Genomic DNA, 16,896 nt, shown 5'->3' with positions numbered 1-16,896 from the left:
CCGTACCGTGCACAGCGCACCGCTAAAGTTGCCGTGCGCTGCGCCGATGTTGCTAGGGCAACCTCTTCCACACTCTTTTTCGCACGCTTCTGCCGCATTTCTTCAGCAATCTGACACTCAGCCGCAACGCCCGGAGTTTCCATGAACGACAAAAGCACTGCCACCGGCACCGGTGGTGAATTCCTCAGCTTCGCCTTGGGCGAAGAACACTACGGCGTGGACATCCTGAAAGTGCAGGAAATCCGCGGCTACGATTCGGTCACCCGTCTGCCCGACGCTCCCGATTACATCAAGGGTGTGATCAACCTGCGCGGCACCATCGTGCCGGTGATCGACCTGCGCCTGAAGCTGCGGCTGAAAGAAGCGCGCTACGACGCCTTCACCGTGATGATCGTGCTCAACGTCGAAGACCGCGTGGTCGGCATCGTGGTGGACAGCGTCTCCGACGTGATCCCGCTCAACGACGACCAGATCCGCCCGACGCCGGAATTCGGCGCCGCCGTCGACACCCGTTTCATCTCGGGCATCGGCACCCAGGACGATCGCATGCTGATCCTGCTGGATATCGAAACCTTGCTGGACAGCGCCGAACTCGGTCAGCAGCAATTGGCCGAAGAAGCCGCCTGACGTATAGCGATCAAGGCACGCAACAAGCGCTCGTTATGCATGCTTAGTCAGAGCACGAAAGTCGTCGTGTAGCGCGCTACACGACGACTTTCTGCACGCAGCAAACCCGCCTGGGGGCTGCAGTGGTACCGGCAGTCGCGGTTACGACCATCTGGTGTCGGGAGCTTCCCGACACGAGACGTGCGCCTAGAGTGAAGTGAGATAGGAATCACGTTTTTTGGATTCAAGTTGAACGGCAGCTAGCCGATAGCTGAATAGAAGCCCGCGCACTTAAACGGGTCACCGTTCGACTTTTGATTCTGGAGAATCCCAATGAAGTTCCTGCTCTCGCTCCTCCCCGTCGCTGCTCTCGTTATCGTTGCTCCCACGCTTTCGGCTCAGTCGCAGGAAATGATTCCGCCGGAAATGGCCACCCGCTTCGTCGGCAAGGATGGCATGGTGTGCGGCAAGGTCGAAAAGGCCAAGTACGCGCAGAGCTCGGAAGGCGAACCCACCTTCCTCTACATGGGTGGCATGTTCCCGCGCCACACCTTCTCGGCCCGCATCGACGGCGCCAACCGCGGCAAGTTCAGCTTTGCTCCCGAATCCCTGGAAGGCAAGGACGTCTGTGTGCTCGGCAAGATCCAGCGCGACAGCTCGCGTGCCGAAATCGAAGTCAGCTCGCCGGCCAGCCTGAAGCTCGCCACCATCAAGTAATCGCCTCGCACATCGCCACGCCCTCGCGCGTGGCGATCTGCTGTTTGCGCTTATGCGGACTGACTTCTACGGGGAATCGTGTCAATGCAATGGATCAACAATCTGAAATTGATGCCCAAGCTGATGCTGGCATTCGGCATCGTGCTGCTGATCTTGCTGGTGCAGGGGATCATCGCTTATTCGGGTCTGGCCTCGCTCAACAACGTCACCAGTGACCTGGCCGGCAACACCATGTCCAGCGTGCGCGAAGCAGGCGACCTGCGCGGCATGCTCGGCGAATACCGTAATGCTTCTTATCAAAGTTTGGTGCGCGCAAGCGACGCGGTGAAGCAGGAAGCCAAGCTCCGCGCCAAGCGGCTCGATGGCGAAATCGAAGCGACGATCAAGGGCTATCCCCGCCTGATCGAAAGCCCGGAGCAGAAGAAGCTGTTTGCGAGCTTCGTGGCAGACTGGAAGAAGGCCTCGGCTTCCTACGCCAGCGTCAACGAAATGCTCGAACTCAATCTGCCCGACGATGCCGTCGACACCTTCGTCGGCGAAACCCGCACCCTGCACAACAAGGCCAAGGATTCGCTGGCCGCGTTGATCGTCGAAGACAACCGCCTGGCACAGGCGGCCAAGAGCAAGGCCGAGAAGGTCCACGCCACCTCGGTCACCTTGAGCATGGTGGTGTTGCTGCTCGGCATCGCTGGTGGCCTGGGTCTGGCGTTTCTGTTCGCCCGTTCCATCGTCAAGAGCATGCGCGGCGCGGTCTCCACCGCCACCGAAATCGCCGGCGGCAAACTCGATGGTCAGATCAACGTGCAGGGCAAGGACGAAGTGGGCGAACTGATGCGCTCCATGCAGCGCATGCAGCGCGATCTGAAGGAACGCATCGAACGCGACCAGAAGATTGCCGACGAAAACCTGCGCATTCGCACCGCGCTGGACAAGTCCTCCACCGCCACCTTCATCACCGATACCGATCGCATCATCATCTACGCCAACGAAGCGTTCATGAAGCTCGTCGCGCATTACGAAGGCAGCATCCGTCTGGCATCGTCGGATTTTGAAGCCAGCAAGATCATCGGTCAGCACATCAGTTATCTCGGCCTGCCCGAGACGACCGTGCGCAAGGCCATCGCCGCACTGGAACGCGACGGCATCACCAGCTTCGAAGAACGCTACGGCGAGTTCGTGATGATGCAGACCGTCACCGTCATCAAGAACGAACAGGACGAAAGCACCGGCGATGTCTGCGAATGGCGCGACCGCACCATCGAAGTCCAGGTCGAAGAAGAAGTGGCCCGTATCGTGCGCGCCGCTGCCAGCGGCGACATGAGCGGCCGGGTGGAAACCGAGGGCAAGCAGGGTTTCTTCCTGCAGCTGGCGCAGCAACTCAACGGCTTGCTGGATGCAAACGCTGCCAGCCTGGAGCAGATTTCCTCGCTGCTGTCGGCGCTGTCACGTGGCGATCTGACCGTGCGCATGCACGGCGAATTCAGCGGCGTGTTCGCGCAGATGCGTGACGATGCCAATGCCACCGCCGAGCAGCTGGCCGACATTGTCGGGCGCATCAAGGTCTCCTCCACCGCCATCAACTCGGCGGCTGGCGAGATCGCCTCGGGTAATCAGGATCTGTCGCATCGTACCGAGCAGCAGGCAGCGAATCTGGAAGAAACCGCCGCCTCCATGGAGGAGCTCACCTCCACCGTCAGGCAGAACGCCGAAAGCGCCCGTCAGGCCAACCAGCTTGCCATCGGCGCCACCGGTGTGGCCTCGCAAGGCGGTGAAGTGGTCTCGCAGGTGGTCGCCACCATGTCCGGCATCGAAGCCTCGTCCAAGAAGATTGCCGACATCATCAGCGTCATCGACGGCATCGCGTTCCAGACCAACATCCTGGCCTTGAACGCGGCGGTGGAAGCGGCCCGTGCCGGCGAACAGGGCCGCGGCTTTGCCGTGGTCGCCTCGGAAGTGCGTACGTTGGCACAGCGTTCGGCCGGTGCGGCCAAGGAGATCAAGGGCTTGATCGACGACTCCGTGCACAAGGTCGCCGAAGGCTCGGCACTCGTGCGTAAGGCCGGTGCGACCATGGCCGACATCGTGGCCAGCGTGCAGCGCGTCACCGACATCATGGGCGAGATCTCTGCCGCTTCGCAGGAACAGTCGACCGGGATCGAACAGGTCAACCAGACCATCACCCAGATGGACGAAACCACCCAGCAGAACGCCGCGCTGGTGGAAGAAGCCACTGCCGCCGCACGCTCGATGGAAGAGCAGGCCGGTCACCTGGCCGAAGCAGTCTCGGTGTTCAAGCTGGACGAGCCTGCCGCGCCGGTCGCACGCGCGCGCCCGGTGGCCGTGGCCTCACGTCCGCTCGCAGCCAAGACCGCTGCCAAACCGGCTGCGCGTGCAACCGCCGCGCCTTCGCGCCAGGCCAAGCCGCAGGCCGCACTGGCCGACGGTAACTGGCAAGAGTTCTGATTCACCGCCCTCACCCACACCGCCCCGGCCAAGCCGGGGCGGTGTGTTTCTAGGGTGTATTTCTGTCTCTGTTGCGACGCGCATCTGCGCAGCCATCCCCTGCTGCCGGCGCCATGCCGCAGCGCCATGCTCCATAAATACTCGGCAACCAGCCCCAACCGCCCGCGACGGCGCAGATTGGTGCTTCAGTTGCATGACCACATGGCCGATATCCAGTACTAGCTAACGACGCGTACGGATATGACGACCACCTCGACTTCCGCTTCAGACACACGCGAATTTGATTTTGGCGACCGCGATTTCAAACGCGTTTGCGATCTGATCTATCAGCGTGTCGGCATCGCCCTGGCTCCGGCCAAGCGCGATATGGTGTATGGCCGGCTGTCGCGTCGTCTGCGCGTGCTCGGTCTGCGCTCTTTCCGCGACTACATCGATCAGCTCGAAGCAGGCAACGATGAGGAAGAATGGCAGGCGTTCACCAACGCGCTGACCACCAACCTGACCTCGTTCTTCCGCGAGCCGCATCACTTCGACAAGCTGCGCGAAGAACTGCAAAAGCGTGCCTCGCAGGCACCGCTGAAGATCTGGTCGTGTGCGGCCTCCACCGGTGAGGAGCCCTACTCCATCGCCATCACCGCCTGCGAAGCCTTCGGCTCGCTGACGCCACCGGTGAGCATCATCGCCACCGATGTCGACACCCAGGTGCTGGAAACCGCCTCGCGCGGCGTCTATGCCATCGACCGCGTCGCCTCGCTGGATGCATCGATCAAGCGCAAGTATTTCCAGCGCGGCAGCGGCCCCAACGAAGGCAAGTGCCGGGTCATTCCGGCGCTGCGCCAGCTCATCGAATACAAGCAGTTGAATCTGCTGTCGCCGCGCTACGACGTCGGCGGCCCGTATGCGGCGCTGTTCTGCCGCAACGTGATGATCTATTTCGACAAGCCCACCCAGCGCGGCATCCTGTCGCGTCTGGTCAGCCACATGGGCGATGACGGCCTGCTCTACACCGGGCACTCGGAGAACTACCTGCACGCGGCCGACCTGATCCAGCCGTGCGGGCGCACGCTGTATCGGCGCGCTCCGCGCGCGGGAGCCGCTACATGAGTACCGCTGTGCAGGTCGACGATGTCATGCGCTACCGCGATTCGCGGTTCCAGACCATCACCGCCAAGCTGCTGCCTACCCAATACCTGGTGGTGGACGACGACACCGCGTTGACGACCACCTTGGGATCGTGCGTTGCGGCCTGTCTTCGCGACCCGGTGTTGAAGATCGGCGGCATGAACCATTTCCTGCTGCCGGAAGGCCAGGTTGGCGATGGCGCACCCGCGCGCTACGGCAGTTATGCGATGGAGTTGCTGATCAACGACATGCTCAAGCGCGGCGCGCATCGCAAGCGGATCGAAGCCAAGGTCTTCGGTGGCGCCAACGTGCTCAAGGGCTTCACCAGCAACCCGGTGGGCACCCGCAACGCCGAGTTCGTGCGCCAGTACCTGTTGGCCGAGCACATCCCCATCATTGCCGAAGATCTGTGCGGCATCCATCCGCGCAAGGTCTGGTTCTTCCCGACGACCGGACGCGTTGTCGTGCAGCGTTTGCCGCACGCACACGAAGCCGAAGTCGCCGCTACCGAATCTGCCGTGCGCGCCCGTCTGTCCAAAGCACCGGTCACCGGTGGAGTGGAGTTGTTCGAATGACGCTGGAAACCCCTGTTCGCGTATTGATCGTCGACGACTCGGCGGTGGTGCGTCAGATGCTGACCGAGATCCTGTCGCGCGATGCCGGCATCGAAGTGATCGGCTCGGCCGCCGACCCGATCCTGGCGCGCGAAAAGATCAAACGCCTCAATCCGGACGTGATCACGCTGGATGTGGAAATGCCGCGCATGGACGGCCTGGTATTCCTGGAAAACCTCATGCGCCTGCGCCCCACCCCGGTGGTGATGATTTCATCGCTGACCGAGCGTGGCGCCGACACCACCTTGCAGGCCTTGTCGCTGGGCGCGGTGGATTTCATCTCCAAGCCCAAGATCGATGTCGCACGCGGGCTGGAAGGCTATGCCGAAGAAATCGTCAGCAAGGTCAAGATGGCCTCCAAGGCCAAGGTCAGCGCGCTCAATCGCCCCAGCGCGCCCAAGGTCACCCTGGACATGCAGGCTGCGCCGGTGGCTGGCAGCGCCCTGCGCTTCCGCACTACCGACCGCCTGATCGCCATCGGCGCCTCGGCCGGCGGCACTGAAGCCCTGCGCGTGGTGCTCGAACACATGCCCGCCGATGCACCGGCGGTGGTCATGACCCAGCACTTGCCGGCCAGCTTCAGCACCGCTTTTGCCGAGCGACTCAATCGTCATTCGGCCATGTCGGTGCGCGAAGCCAGCGATGGCGAAGCGATCCTGCCCGGCCACGCCTACCTGCCGCCCGGCGGCCAGCATCTGCGCATCATCCGCGACGGTGCCCGCTGGCGCTGCCGCATCGACGACGGCCCGCCGGTCAATCGCCACAAGCCGGCGGTGGACGTGCTGTTCCGCTCGGTCGCCGCCAACGCCGGCCCGAACGCGGTCGGCGCCATCCTCACCGGCATGGGTGACGACGGCGCACGCGGCCTGCTGGAAATGCTGCAGGCCGGCGCGCCCACGCTGGTGCAGGACGAAGCCAGCAGCGTGGTATGGGGCATGCCCGGTGCCGCCTACAAGCTCGGCGCCGCGCAGGAAGTGGTGCCGCTGGACCGCGTTGCCGAGCGCTTGATCGCGCTGTCGGCGCAGGCACGTTGATCCGGCATGAGCGCCCTGCCCCCGTCTCCGACCGACCAGGCGGAGGTTCCCGGCGCACCGGGAACCACGTCGGTCGCTGCTGCGGATTCAACGGTAGATAGCGCGACAGAACTTGGCGCACTCGACACACCGTCGATCAAGGCCGGCCCGGTCACTGCCGGCATGGTCAAACCCGACGAACGTCCCGATGCCACGCGCTCGCGCCTGTTGGCCGAAGCGCTGGATGGCAGCAGCAGTGCGATCCTGATCTGCGATCTGCAATCGCACCTGCTCTATGCCAACGACGGCTTCCAGCGCATGTTCGGCTATACCGAGGCCGAACTGGTCGGCAAGCGTCCCTCGGACGTGCTCACCCGCGCGCAAAGCGATCAGAGCGAGGTGGCGCGCATCCGCGATCGCGCCGACGCCTTGCAGCAGACCCAGGCCGACCTGCTGGTCTATCGCAAGGACGGCACGCCGCTGTGGATCTCGCTCAACTTCAATCCGATCTACGACGCCAGGCACAACCCATCGCATTACGTGGCGGTGCTGACCGACATCACCGACACCAAGATGCACGAGGTGCTGCAGCACCGCGTGCTTGAGGCGCTGGTGCAGGAGCGCCCGCTGATCGACGTGATGACCTTGATCTGCACCGAGGTCGAACGCATCGCACCGGACGTACTGGCCACGGTGATGAGCGCGGACAACCAGGGCTGCCTGCATTCGCTGGCCGCCCCCAGCCTGCCGCCCGAATACGCCGATGCAGTCAACGGGTTGAAGATCGCGCCCGGTGCAGGCGCCTGCGGCACCGCCGCCTGGCGCGGCCGCGCGGTCATGGTGGAAGACATCGCCACCGACCCGCTGTTCGCACCGTACCGCGACCTGCTGCTGCCGATGGGCTTGCGCGCCTGCTGGAGCACGCCGATCCGCTCCAACAGCTCGCGCGTGCTCGGCACCTTCGCGCTGTACTACCGCAAGGCGCAACGTGCCGATGCCTGGCATGTGCGGCTCACCGATCTGTGCCAACAGTTGTGCACGCTGGCGCTGGAACGCGAACAGATCCGCCAACGCGTGCATCAGCTCGCGTTCTACGATGCGCTGACCGGGCTGCCCAACCGCATCATGTTCAGCGCACGCGCCGAGCAGGCGTTGACGCAGGCCGAATACGCCAGCGAACCGGCCGCGTTGATGTTCATCAACATCGACCGCTTCAAGTTGATCAACGACAGCCAGGGCCATGCCGCAGGCGATGGCCTGTTGCGCGACATCGCATTACGCATCGGCGAACAACTCACCGCCACCGCCATGCTGGCGCGCCTGGCCGGCGACGAATTCGCGCTCGCCCTGCCGCAATGCAGTGCCGAACAGGCCAGTGCCGCCGCGGAGCGGCTGCTCTGCACCATCGCCGTGCCGTTGCCGGTCGGCCACATGACCGTGCATCCGTCTGCCAGCGTGGGCGTGGCGATGTTTCCCGAGGACGGTCGCGACATCAACATCCTGTTGCGGCATGCCGATCTGGCGATGAATCGCGCCAAGCAGGAAGGCGGCGGACGCTTCCGCTTCTTCAGCGCCGACATGAATCGCATGGCGCAGGAGCGCGTTGCGCTGGAAGCGGAGCTGCGCCAGGCCATCGGACGCGATCAGTTGCAACTGCACTATCAACCGCAGCTGCACAGCGCCGCACCGCACGCGCTATATGGCGTGGAAGCGCTGCTGCGCTGGAACCACCCGCAACTCGGCGCGGTGTCGCCGGCACGGTTTCTGCCCGTGGCCGAAGAACAAGGCATGATGCCGCAGCTCAACGATTGGGTATTGCGCCGCGCCTGCCAGCAGGTCGCCGACTGGCGCCAACGCGGCGTGCCAGTGGCCCGTGTATCGGTGAATCTGTCGGCCAGCAGTTTCGAAAGTCCGCGCATGCTCAGCGACCTGCTCCGGCTCATCGCCGACATGGGCGTGCTGCCCTCCGATCTCACATTGGAAATGACCGAAAGCGTGATGCTCTCGGGGCAACCCGGGGTGCTGGAAAACCTGCATGCCATCCGCGAAGCCGGCATCTCGTTGTCGCTGGACGACTTCGGCACCGGCTATTCCAGCCTGAGCCATCTGCACCGCCTGCCGATCGACGAACTCAAGCTGGACATGAGCTTCGTGCGCGACATCGAACACAGCGAAGACGCTCGCGCGCTCACCACCTCGGTGTTGCGCATCGGCGAACATCTGCGCAAGCACGTGGTTGCCGAAGGGGTGGAAAATGAGGCGCAACGCTTGTTTTTAGCCGACCTGGGCTGCGAAGTGCTGCAGGGCTATCTGTTCTCGCGGCCGCTGCCGGCCGCAGCGTTGGAAGCCTGGTTGGGTGCGCAGCCTTAGCGCGGCCAACACATGTGCTTCGTGGCCATCAGACGGGTGCCGCTATTGCACGATGCGGTATGTACCACGCGTACATGCCAGTTTTGAGTGCGCCGTCCACGCCCAGACGCCCCGTGCTCGCGACGTTTTGTCAGCCGCTTCAAGGCCGTGAGATCTCGATTATCTTCGGACGCTTGGAAGCTATGCATGTGTAGGCTGCAGAGCGGTTGATCTGCGGCTTGGCTGCAGGGTCCTTGGCTGCAGGGTCCTTGCCTTGGCTGCAGGGCCCTTGCCCGCCCACCATCGCGGGACACGCCGCAAGTACGTCCGTGTGGATCCATGCCGCGTAAGGTCCCGCGACGGTGGGCGGGCAAGGACCAATCGAGATGGTCGGTGTGCGTGGTGCAAGCGATGCATGACGTGCGGTGTTCGGATAACGCCGCGGCCGATCAGCTTCTCAATGTAAGCCGAGCAACGGACAAGATTTTAAGAAAACAACCGACCAACTCCCTGGTGCGGTGTCCTCACCGATTGCGGGACCGTGTGGCGGCATGGATGCCGCCACCGAGCCTACATGGACGTACTTGCGGCGTGTCCCGCGAGCGGTGAGGACACCGCGCACTCGACCTACGTCGCTTGGGACCATCCTTCCGAGCGCTGCCTTCAAGCGTACATCGCGGCATTCACGCCAACACCTTGCCCCAATGTGCGCTTCAACCAACCCAACAACTGCGCAGTGACGAACGCCGGATTCTCCAGCGACGCGATATGCCCGGCATCGGGCACCAACTCGTAATCGCAGCCGATCACTTCGGCCATCAGCCATAGCTCTTCCGGCGGGCGCGGAATATCGTATTCGCCACCCAGCAAGAACGTGTTTGCCGGATTCAGCGCCGACAACGCCTCCAACCGATCGGCACGCCCGAAGATCAACCGGCCCAACGGCACCACCGATGCGCGCAGCTGCTCGGCCGACATCGCCGCCAATCGTTGTGCAAACGCAGCCGGCAACGCAGAGCTCGGATCGATACCGGGACGGAAAAAGATCGGCACGATCGCCTCGATCAACGCAGGCGTCACCTGCCCCGCCGCTTCGATGGCATCGAGCAAACCGAAATAACGCGTCTGCATCGCCTGCGGCTCTGCACCCAGAAACGTATCCATCAGCACCAGGCTGCGCACGCGCTCCGGCGCAAGCAACGCGAGCTCTGCGCCCCACATGCCACCGACCGACAAACCGACCACCGCGCATTGCGGCAGTTCCAGCGCATCCAGCAATAGCAGCATCTGCTTGGCAAGGTCGCCAACCGTCTGCGTGCCGGCCGGCAGCGCAGCCGATTGCCCATGTCCCCACAGCTCGGGAACGATGACCCGATAGTGCTGCGAGAGCGCGTGAATCTGCGGCTCCCACATGGCCGCATCCCAGAGGTAGCTGTGGCCAAGCAGAACCGGAAACCCTTGACCGTATTGTGCGTAGTGCAGCGTTTGACCAGCGATCGTGCAAATAGGCATTGGAAATCATGAGAGCCATGGGAGCGGCGCCACTCTAGTCCCCTGCACTTCAGATTTTTGTTGCAACGCGACAGGCGAGTTAACTGCTATTGGCTTTAACTTCTGGCATCGTGCAGGCAAAGCGAAGTGACCACCCGAATAACGAAAAACGCCCGGCATTGCCGGGCGTTTTCGAACACGAGATCAAGCAGCTGGATCAGGCAGCGACGGTATCCGCCACATCCTGATATTCCTGGATCTGATCGAAGTTCATGTAGCGGTAGATCTGGTCGCCACTGGTCTTGATCACACCCACATCGGCCATGTACTCATCCTTGGTCGGGATGCGACCCAGACGCGAGCAGATCGCGGCCAACTCTGCCGAACCCAGATACACGTTGGTGTTGCGGCCAAGGCGATTCGGGAAGTTACGCGTGGAGGTGGAGAACACCGTGGCGCCCTCGCGTGCCTGCGCCTGGTTGCCCATGCACAGCGAGCAGCCCGGCATTTCCATGCGTGCACCGGCCGCGCCGAAGGTGCCGTAATGGCCTTCCTTGGTCAGCTCGGAGGCATCCATCTTGGTCGGTGGCGCAACCCACAAACGGGTCGGGATATCGCGCTTGCCTTCCAGCAACTTGGCGGCGGCACGGAAGTGACCGATGTTGGTCATGCACGAACCGATGAACACTTCGTCGATCGCCGCACCGGCAACTTCGGACAGCGTCTTGACGTCGTCCGGGTCGTTCGGGCACGCCACGATCGGCTCATGGATGTCGGCCAGATCGATCTCGATGACGGCGGCGTATTCGGCGTCGGCATCGGGCTGCAGCAGCTGCGGGTCGGCCAGCCATTCTTCCATCTTCTTGATGCGGCGGCCCAGCGTGCGCGCATCGGCATAGCCTTCGGCAATCATCCAGCGCAGCAAGGTGATGTTGCTGGTCAGGTATTCGATGATCGGCGCCTTGTCCAAGTGCACCGTGCAACCTGCGGCCGAACGTTCGGCAGAAGCATCGGACAGCTCGAACGCCTGTTCCACTTTCAGATTCGGCAAGCCTTCGATTTCCAGGATGCGGCCGGAAAAGATGTTCTTCTTGCCCTGCTTGGCCACGGTCAGCAGACCGTCCTTGATCGCGTACAGCGGGATCGCGTTGACCAGGTCACGCAAGGTCACGCCCGGCTGCATCTCACCCTTGAAGCGCACCAGCACGCTCTCGGGCATGTCCAGCGGCATCACGCCGGTGGCGGCGGCAAAGGCCACCAGACCGGAGCCGGCCGGGAACGAAATACCGATCGGGAAACGGGTGTGCGAGTCGCCGCCGGTGCCGACGGTGTCGGGCAGCAGCATGCGATTGAGCCAGCTGTGGATCACGCCATCGCCCGGACGCAGCGACACGCCGCCACGGGTGGAGATGAACTCCGGCAAGGTGTGGTGGGTCTTGACGTCCACCGGCTTCGGGTAGGCGGCGGTGTGGCAGAACGACTGCATCACCAGGTCGGCCGAGAAGCCCAGGCAGGCCAGGTCCTTGAGCTCGTCGCGGGTCATCGGGCCGGTGGTGTCCTGCGAGCCCACCGAAGTCATCTTCGGTTCGCAATAGGTGCCCGGGCGCATGCCCTCGCCTTCCGGCAAGCCACAGGCGCGGCCAACCATCTTCTGCGCCAGCGAGAAGCCCTTGCCGGTATCCGGCGGCACCATCGGCAGACGGAACAGATCAGACGCCGGCAGGCCCAGGAATTCGCGCGCCTTGGCGGTGAGACCGCGGCCCACGATCAGCGGAATGCGGCCACCGGCGCGCACCTCATCGAACAGCACGTCCGACTTCATCGCGAACTCGGCGATCACCTGGCCGTTCTTCAGCGCCTTGCCGTCGTACGGACGCAGCTCGACCACATCGCCGTGCTCCATCTGCGACACGTCCAGCTCGATCGGCAATGCACCCGCATCTTCCATCGTGTTGTAGAAAATCGGCGCAATCTTCGCGCCCAGGCACACGCCGCCGAAGCGCTTGTTCGGAATGAACGGAATGTCCTCGCCGGTCCACCACAGCACCGAGTTGGTCGCCGACTTGCGCGAGGAACCGGTACCGACCACATCGCCCACATAGGCGACCAGATGGCCCTTGTCCTTGAGATCGGCAATGGCCTGGATCGGGCCGCGCTTGCCGTCTTCTTCCGGCACGAAGGCCGCGCCGTCGCGCGCGTTCTTGAGCATTGCCAGCGCATGCAACGGGATGTCCGGGCGGGTGGTCGCATCCGGGGCCGGCGACAGGTCGTCGGTGTTGGTTTCGCCCGGCACCTTGAACACGGTGACGGTCAGGCTCTGCGGCACTTCCGGCTTGCTGGTGAACCACTCGGCCTCGGCCCAGCTCTGCAGCACGGCCTTGGCGTGCGCATTACCGGCCTCGGCCTTTTCCTGCACGTCGTGGAAGGCATCGAACACCAGCAAGGTGTGCTTGAGCGCTTCGGCAGCGGTGGCGCCCAGCTCGGCGTTGTCGAGCAGATCGATCAACGGCTGGATGTTGTAGCCGCCCAGCATGGTGCCGAGCAGCTCGGTCGCACGCGTGGGGTTGATCAGCGCGGTGGTCTCGGTACCGAAGGCCAGCGCGGCCAGGTACGAGGCTTTGACCTTGGCAGCGTCGTCGACGCCGGCCGGCACGCGCTGGCTGAGCAGCTCGACCAGGAACTCCGCTTCACCCGCAGGCGGGGCCTTGAGCAGCTCGATGACCTCGGCGGTCTGCTGCGCGGTCAGCGGCAGCGGCGGGATACCGAGCGCGGCGCGCTCTGCAACGTGGTGGCGATAGGCTTCCAACATGCGGATTCTCCGAAAAGACAACGTGTGAATGTGTAAAACGTGAATGTGTAAACGCGAAACGTGGATGCGTGCGGATCAGCTTGCGGGTTTGGGAACAACGATCTTCAAACCCTTGAAGTAGTCGCGGAAAAAGCCCTCGTCGCGGGTGATCAGCCCATCGCACTGGAGCATCGCGTGAGCGCCGATCAGAAAATCGGCAACCACCCGCTCGCGCTTGCCGCCACGCGCGCGGAAGCGCTTGTTCATGTGGCCGGCGCGTACCGCCGCCGCTTCCTGGGTGGCTTCGTAGCGCACCCCGATCGAGGCCAGCGTTTCCATCAGGTCGACCTGGGTATCGAGCATGGCCAGCACCTCGGCCACCACCGCATCGCAGACCACCACCTCGTCGCGCGCCAGCGCATCGCCGATGCAGATCTCCGACACCTCGCCGTAGACCGCATCGCCGATCAGGATGTCCAGCAGTACCGAAGAATCCAGAGCGATCATGGGTCGAACGGATCCCCGGGCGCGCGGCCACGGATGGCGCGCATGGCTTCGTCGGTGTTGGTCAGGCCGTCGACCAGCTTGAACTTGCCGCGCACCTTGCGCAGCGCCTCGCTGACGTCCTTGCGCAGGATGATGCGGCCGCCGTCGAGCTCGATCTTGAGCGTGGTGCCCTTGGTCAGGCCCAGGGCATCGCGTACGGCTTTGGGCAGCGTGATCTGCCCGCGTTCGGCAACTGTGGCTTCCATGAAGGTGGCCCCGGCATAAAGTATGCAGCGATTCTACATACTTGACTTGTCGTACTCAAGGCCACATACCCGGTCTTGCAACCGAACGTACACACTGAATTAGTCACACTGTTCAGAACAAACCTACAGCCTGCTGCCATAGGAGTGATGCATGAGCGATTCCTTTTCCACCCGCACCTCGCTTGAGGTCCACGGCAAGCGCTACGAGTACTACAGCCTGCCAAAGCTGGGCGAGCGCTTCGATATCGGCCACCTGCCCTATTCCATGAAGATCCTGCTGGAGAACCTGCTCCGGCATGAAGACGGCGGTGTCACCGTCGGCAAGGACCACATCGAGGCGGTCGCCAAATGGGACCCCAAGGCCGAGCCCGATATCGAGATCGCCTTCATGCCGGCCCGCGTGGTGCTGCAGGACTTCACCGGCGTGCCGTGCGTGGTCGACCTGGCCGCGATGCGTGATGCCGTGGTCAAGCTCGGTGGCAATGCCGACCAGATCAACCCGCAGATTCCCTCTGAATTGGTCATCGACCATTCCGTGCAGGTGGATGTGTTCGGCTCGGCCGATGCGCTCGACCTCAACGGCAAGATCGAATTCCAGCGCAATCAGGAACGCTACGGCTTCCTGCGTTGGGGCCAGAAGGCGTTCGAAAACTTCAAGGTGGTGCCGCCCAACACTGGCATCGTCCACCAGGTGAACCTGGAAAACCTGGCGCGCGTGGTGATGAGCGCGGACAAGGACGGTACGCAGATTGCGTATCCGGACACCGTGTTCGGCACCGACAGCCACACCACCATGATCAACGGCATCGGCGTACTGGGCTGGGGCGTGGGCGGCATCGAGGCCGAGGCGGCAATGCTTGGGCAGCCGTCGTCCATGCTGATTCCGCAGGTGGTCGGCTTCAAGCTCAGCGGCAAGATGCCTGAAGGCGCGACCGCCACCGATCTGGTGCTCACCGTCACCCAGATGCTGCGCAAGGCCGGGGTGGTCGGCAAGTTCGTCGAGTTCTATGGCGAAGGCTTGCAGCATCTGCCGCTGGCCGACCGCGCCACCATCGGCAACATGGCACCGGAATACGGCGCCACCTGCGGCATCTTCCCGGTCGATGAAGAATCGCTGACCTATCTGCGCCTGTCCGGCCGCAGCGAGGAACAGATTGCGCTGGTCGAGGCCTACGCAAAAGCGCAGGGTTTGTGGCACGACGCCAATACTCCGCAGGCGCAATACAGCGCCACGCTGGAGCTGGACATGGGTGAGGTCAAGCCGTCGTTGGCCGGCCCCAAGCGGCCGCAGGATCGGGTGCTGCTGGAAGACATGCAGACCAACTTCCGCGAGAGCCTCAAGCCGTTCGTCGATGCGCGCAGCAAGCGCCTGACCGATATCAAACAGGAAGACCGCCTGAAGAACGAAGGCGGCGGCGGCACTGCGGTCGGCGCCAAGGCCTCGCAAGCCGAAGCCTCCAACGACAGCGGCGCCGGCTGGCAGCTGCGCGATGGCTCGGTGGTGATCGCGGCGATCACGTCCTGCACCAACACCTCCAACCCGGCAGTGATGCTCGGCGCCGGCTTGCTCGCGCGTAACGCGGCGGCCAAGGGGCTGAAGGCGCAGCCGTGGGTGAAGACTTCGCTCGGGCCGGGCTCGCGCGTGGTCACCGATTATCTGAGCAAGGCCGGCGTGCTGGCCGACCTGGAAACGCTCGGCTTCTACGTGGTCGGCTACGGCTGCACCACCTGCATCGGCAACTCCGGCCCGCTGCCGGACGATGTGTCGGCGGCGATTGCCAAGGACGACCTGGTCGTTGCATCGGTGTTGTCGGGCAACCGCAACTTCGAAGGGCGCGTGCATCCCGAAGTCAAAATGAACTACCTGGCCTCGCCGCCGCTGGTCGTGGCCTACGCCATCGCCGGCACCACCGACATCGACCTCACCACCGACCCGCTGGGTACCGGTAGCGACGGGCAGCCGGTCTACCTGCGCGACATCTGGCCGAGCAACAAGGAAATCGGCGACACCATCGCCGCCACCGTCGGCCCGGAGATGTTCAAGCAGAACTACGCGGATGTCTTCAAGGGCGACAGCCGCTGGAACACCATCGCCTCGCCGGATGGTGCGCTATACGAATGGGACGCGGCCTCGACCTACATCAAGAACCCGCCCTACTTCGACGGCATGACCATGCAGGTCGGCCACGTCGAGGACGTGCACGGCGCGCGCATCATGGGCCTGTTCGGCGACTCGATCACCACCGATCACATCTCTCCGGCCGGCAACATCAAGAAGGATTCGCCGGCGGGTCGCTTCCTGCAGGAGCGCGGCGTGCAGCCGGCCGACTTCAACAGCTACGGCAGCCGCCGCGGCAACGACGATGTCATGGTGCGCGGCACCTTCGCCAACATCCGCATCAAGAACCTGATGTTCGGCGGCGAAGAAGGCGGCAACACGCTGTATTACCCCGCCGACGGTGGCCAGCCGGAAAAGCTGGCGATCTACGATGCGGCAGTGAAGTACAAGGCCGATGGCGTGCCGTTGGTGGTGCTGGCCGGCAAGGAATACGGCACCGGCTCGTCGCGCGACTGGGCGGCCAAGGGCACCAACCTGCTCGGCGTCAAGGCGGTGATCGCCGAGAGCTTCGAGCGCATCCATCGCTCCAACCTGGTCGGCATGGGCGTGCTGCCGCTGCAGTTCCTCGAGAACGAAAACGCGCAGACGCTGGGCCTGGATGGCTCCGAGGTCTTGGACATCACTGGCCTGCAAGATGGCGCCAGCCGTCGCGCCACCGTCGATGCCAAGAAGTCCGACGGCAGCGTCAAGCAGTTCCAGGTCAAGGTGCTGCTGCTCACGCCCAAGGAAGTGGAGTACTTCAAGCACGGTGGTTTGTTGCAGTACGTGCTACGCCAATTGGCTGCACGCAAGGCGGCCTGATCGCCCAGCGCATTGCGCTTTACACGTTCAACGGCACTCCCGCCGCTTGGCGGGAGTGTCG

General features: G+C 63.5%; 12 protein-coding genes and 1 other RNA gene. 9 read left to right on the top strand and 4 right to left on the bottom strand.

Features of this window, described 5'->3' with window-relative positions; translation table 11 throughout:
* The first annotated feature begins 141 nt into the window (after positions 1-141).
* From FFY45_RS20710 to FFY45_RS20675, 8 genes are all read left to right on the top strand, one after another.
* On the top strand, positions 142-627 hold the full coding sequence (locus tag FFY45_RS20710) for a chemotaxis protein CheW (RefSeq protein ID WP_006451575.1): 486 nt from the start codon (positions 142-144) through the stop codon (positions 625-627).
* Positions 628-939: 312 nt separating this feature from the next.
* The gene (locus tag FFY45_RS20705; protein ID WP_005993867.1) at positions 940-1,323 is read left to right on the top strand and encodes a hypothetical protein; all 384 of its coding nucleotides are present in this window, start codon (positions 940-942) and stop codon (positions 1,321-1,323) included.
* A gap of 84 nt (positions 1,324-1,407) precedes the next feature.
* Positions 1,408-3,786, top strand: a complete 2,379-nt coding sequence (locus tag FFY45_RS20700; protein WP_176341854.1) for a methyl-accepting chemotaxis protein — start codon at positions 1,408-1,410, stop codon at positions 3,784-3,786.
* Between the two features lie 240 nt (positions 3,787-4,026).
* On the top strand, positions 4,027-4,890 hold the full coding sequence (locus FFY45_RS20695) for a CheR family methyltransferase (RefSeq protein ID WP_023903866.1): 864 nt from the start codon (positions 4,027-4,029) through the stop codon (positions 4,888-4,890).
* Positions 4,887-5,483, top strand: a complete 597-nt coding sequence (gene cheD / locus FFY45_RS20690) for a chemoreceptor glutamine deamidase CheD (protein ID WP_006448345.1) — start codon at positions 4,887-4,889, stop codon at positions 5,481-5,483. Before FFY45_RS20695 ends, cheD begins: the two co-directional genes overlap by 4 nt.
* Positions 5,480-6,556, top strand: a complete 1,077-nt coding sequence (locus FFY45_RS20685) for a protein-glutamate methylesterase/protein-glutamine glutaminase (protein WP_006448344.1) — start codon at positions 5,480-5,482, stop codon at positions 6,554-6,556. The genes cheD and FFY45_RS20685 overlap by 4 nt, the downstream gene beginning before the upstream one ends.
* A gap of 6 nt (positions 6,557-6,562) precedes the next feature.
* Positions 6,563-8,905 (top strand): EAL domain-containing protein, encoded by a 2,343-nt coding sequence (locus FFY45_RS20680; RefSeq protein WP_255172101.1) that lies wholly within the window; start codon positions 6,563-6,565, stop codon positions 8,903-8,905.
* Between the two features lie 59 nt (positions 8,906-8,964).
* Positions 8,965-9,041: non-coding RNA, sX9 sRNA (locus FFY45_RS20675), on the top strand.
* Between the two features lie 506 nt (positions 9,042-9,547).
* Here FFY45_RS20675 and FFY45_RS20670 read toward each other — a convergent pair.
* From FFY45_RS20670 to FFY45_RS20655, 4 genes are all read right to left on the bottom strand, one after another.
* Entirely contained in the window at positions 9,548-10,396 is an 849-nt protein-coding gene (locus FFY45_RS20670; RefSeq protein WP_176341853.1) for an alpha/beta fold hydrolase, read from the bottom strand.
* Between the two features lie 196 nt (positions 10,397-10,592).
* Entirely contained in the window at positions 10,593-13,184 is a 2,592-nt protein-coding gene (gene acnB, locus FFY45_RS20665; RefSeq protein ID WP_074057548.1) for a bifunctional aconitate hydratase 2/2-methylisocitrate dehydratase, read from the bottom strand.
* A gap of 75 nt (positions 13,185-13,259) precedes the next feature.
* Complete coding sequence (locus FFY45_RS20660) at positions 13,260-13,670, bottom strand: type II toxin-antitoxin system VapC family toxin (protein ID WP_006451233.1); 411 nt, start codon at positions 13,668-13,670, stop codon at positions 13,260-13,262.
* A complete protein-coding gene (locus tag FFY45_RS20655) occupies positions 13,667-13,915 on the bottom strand; it encodes an AbrB/MazE/SpoVT family DNA-binding domain-containing protein (RefSeq protein WP_002806474.1) in 249 nt (82 codons plus the stop codon). The genes FFY45_RS20660 and FFY45_RS20655 overlap by 4 nt, the downstream gene beginning before the upstream one ends.
* Positions 13,916-14,066: 151 nt before the next feature.
* Here FFY45_RS20655 and acnA point away from each other — a divergent pair, with 151 nt between their 5' ends.
* Positions 14,067-16,835, top strand: coding sequence for an aconitate hydratase AcnA (gene acnA / locus FFY45_RS20650; RefSeq protein WP_176341852.1), 2,769 nt, complete (start codon positions 14,067-14,069; stop codon positions 16,833-16,835).
* Positions 16,836-16,896: the final 61 nt, after the last annotated feature.

This window comes from Xanthomonas hortorum, from assembly GCF_011305375.1.
GTDB lineage: Bacteria > Pseudomonadota > Gammaproteobacteria > Xanthomonadales > Xanthomonadaceae > Xanthomonas > Xanthomonas hortorum_E.
The sequence above is the reverse complement of the archived record's forward strand: the minus strand, read 5'-3'. Positions and strand labels throughout refer to the sequence as shown.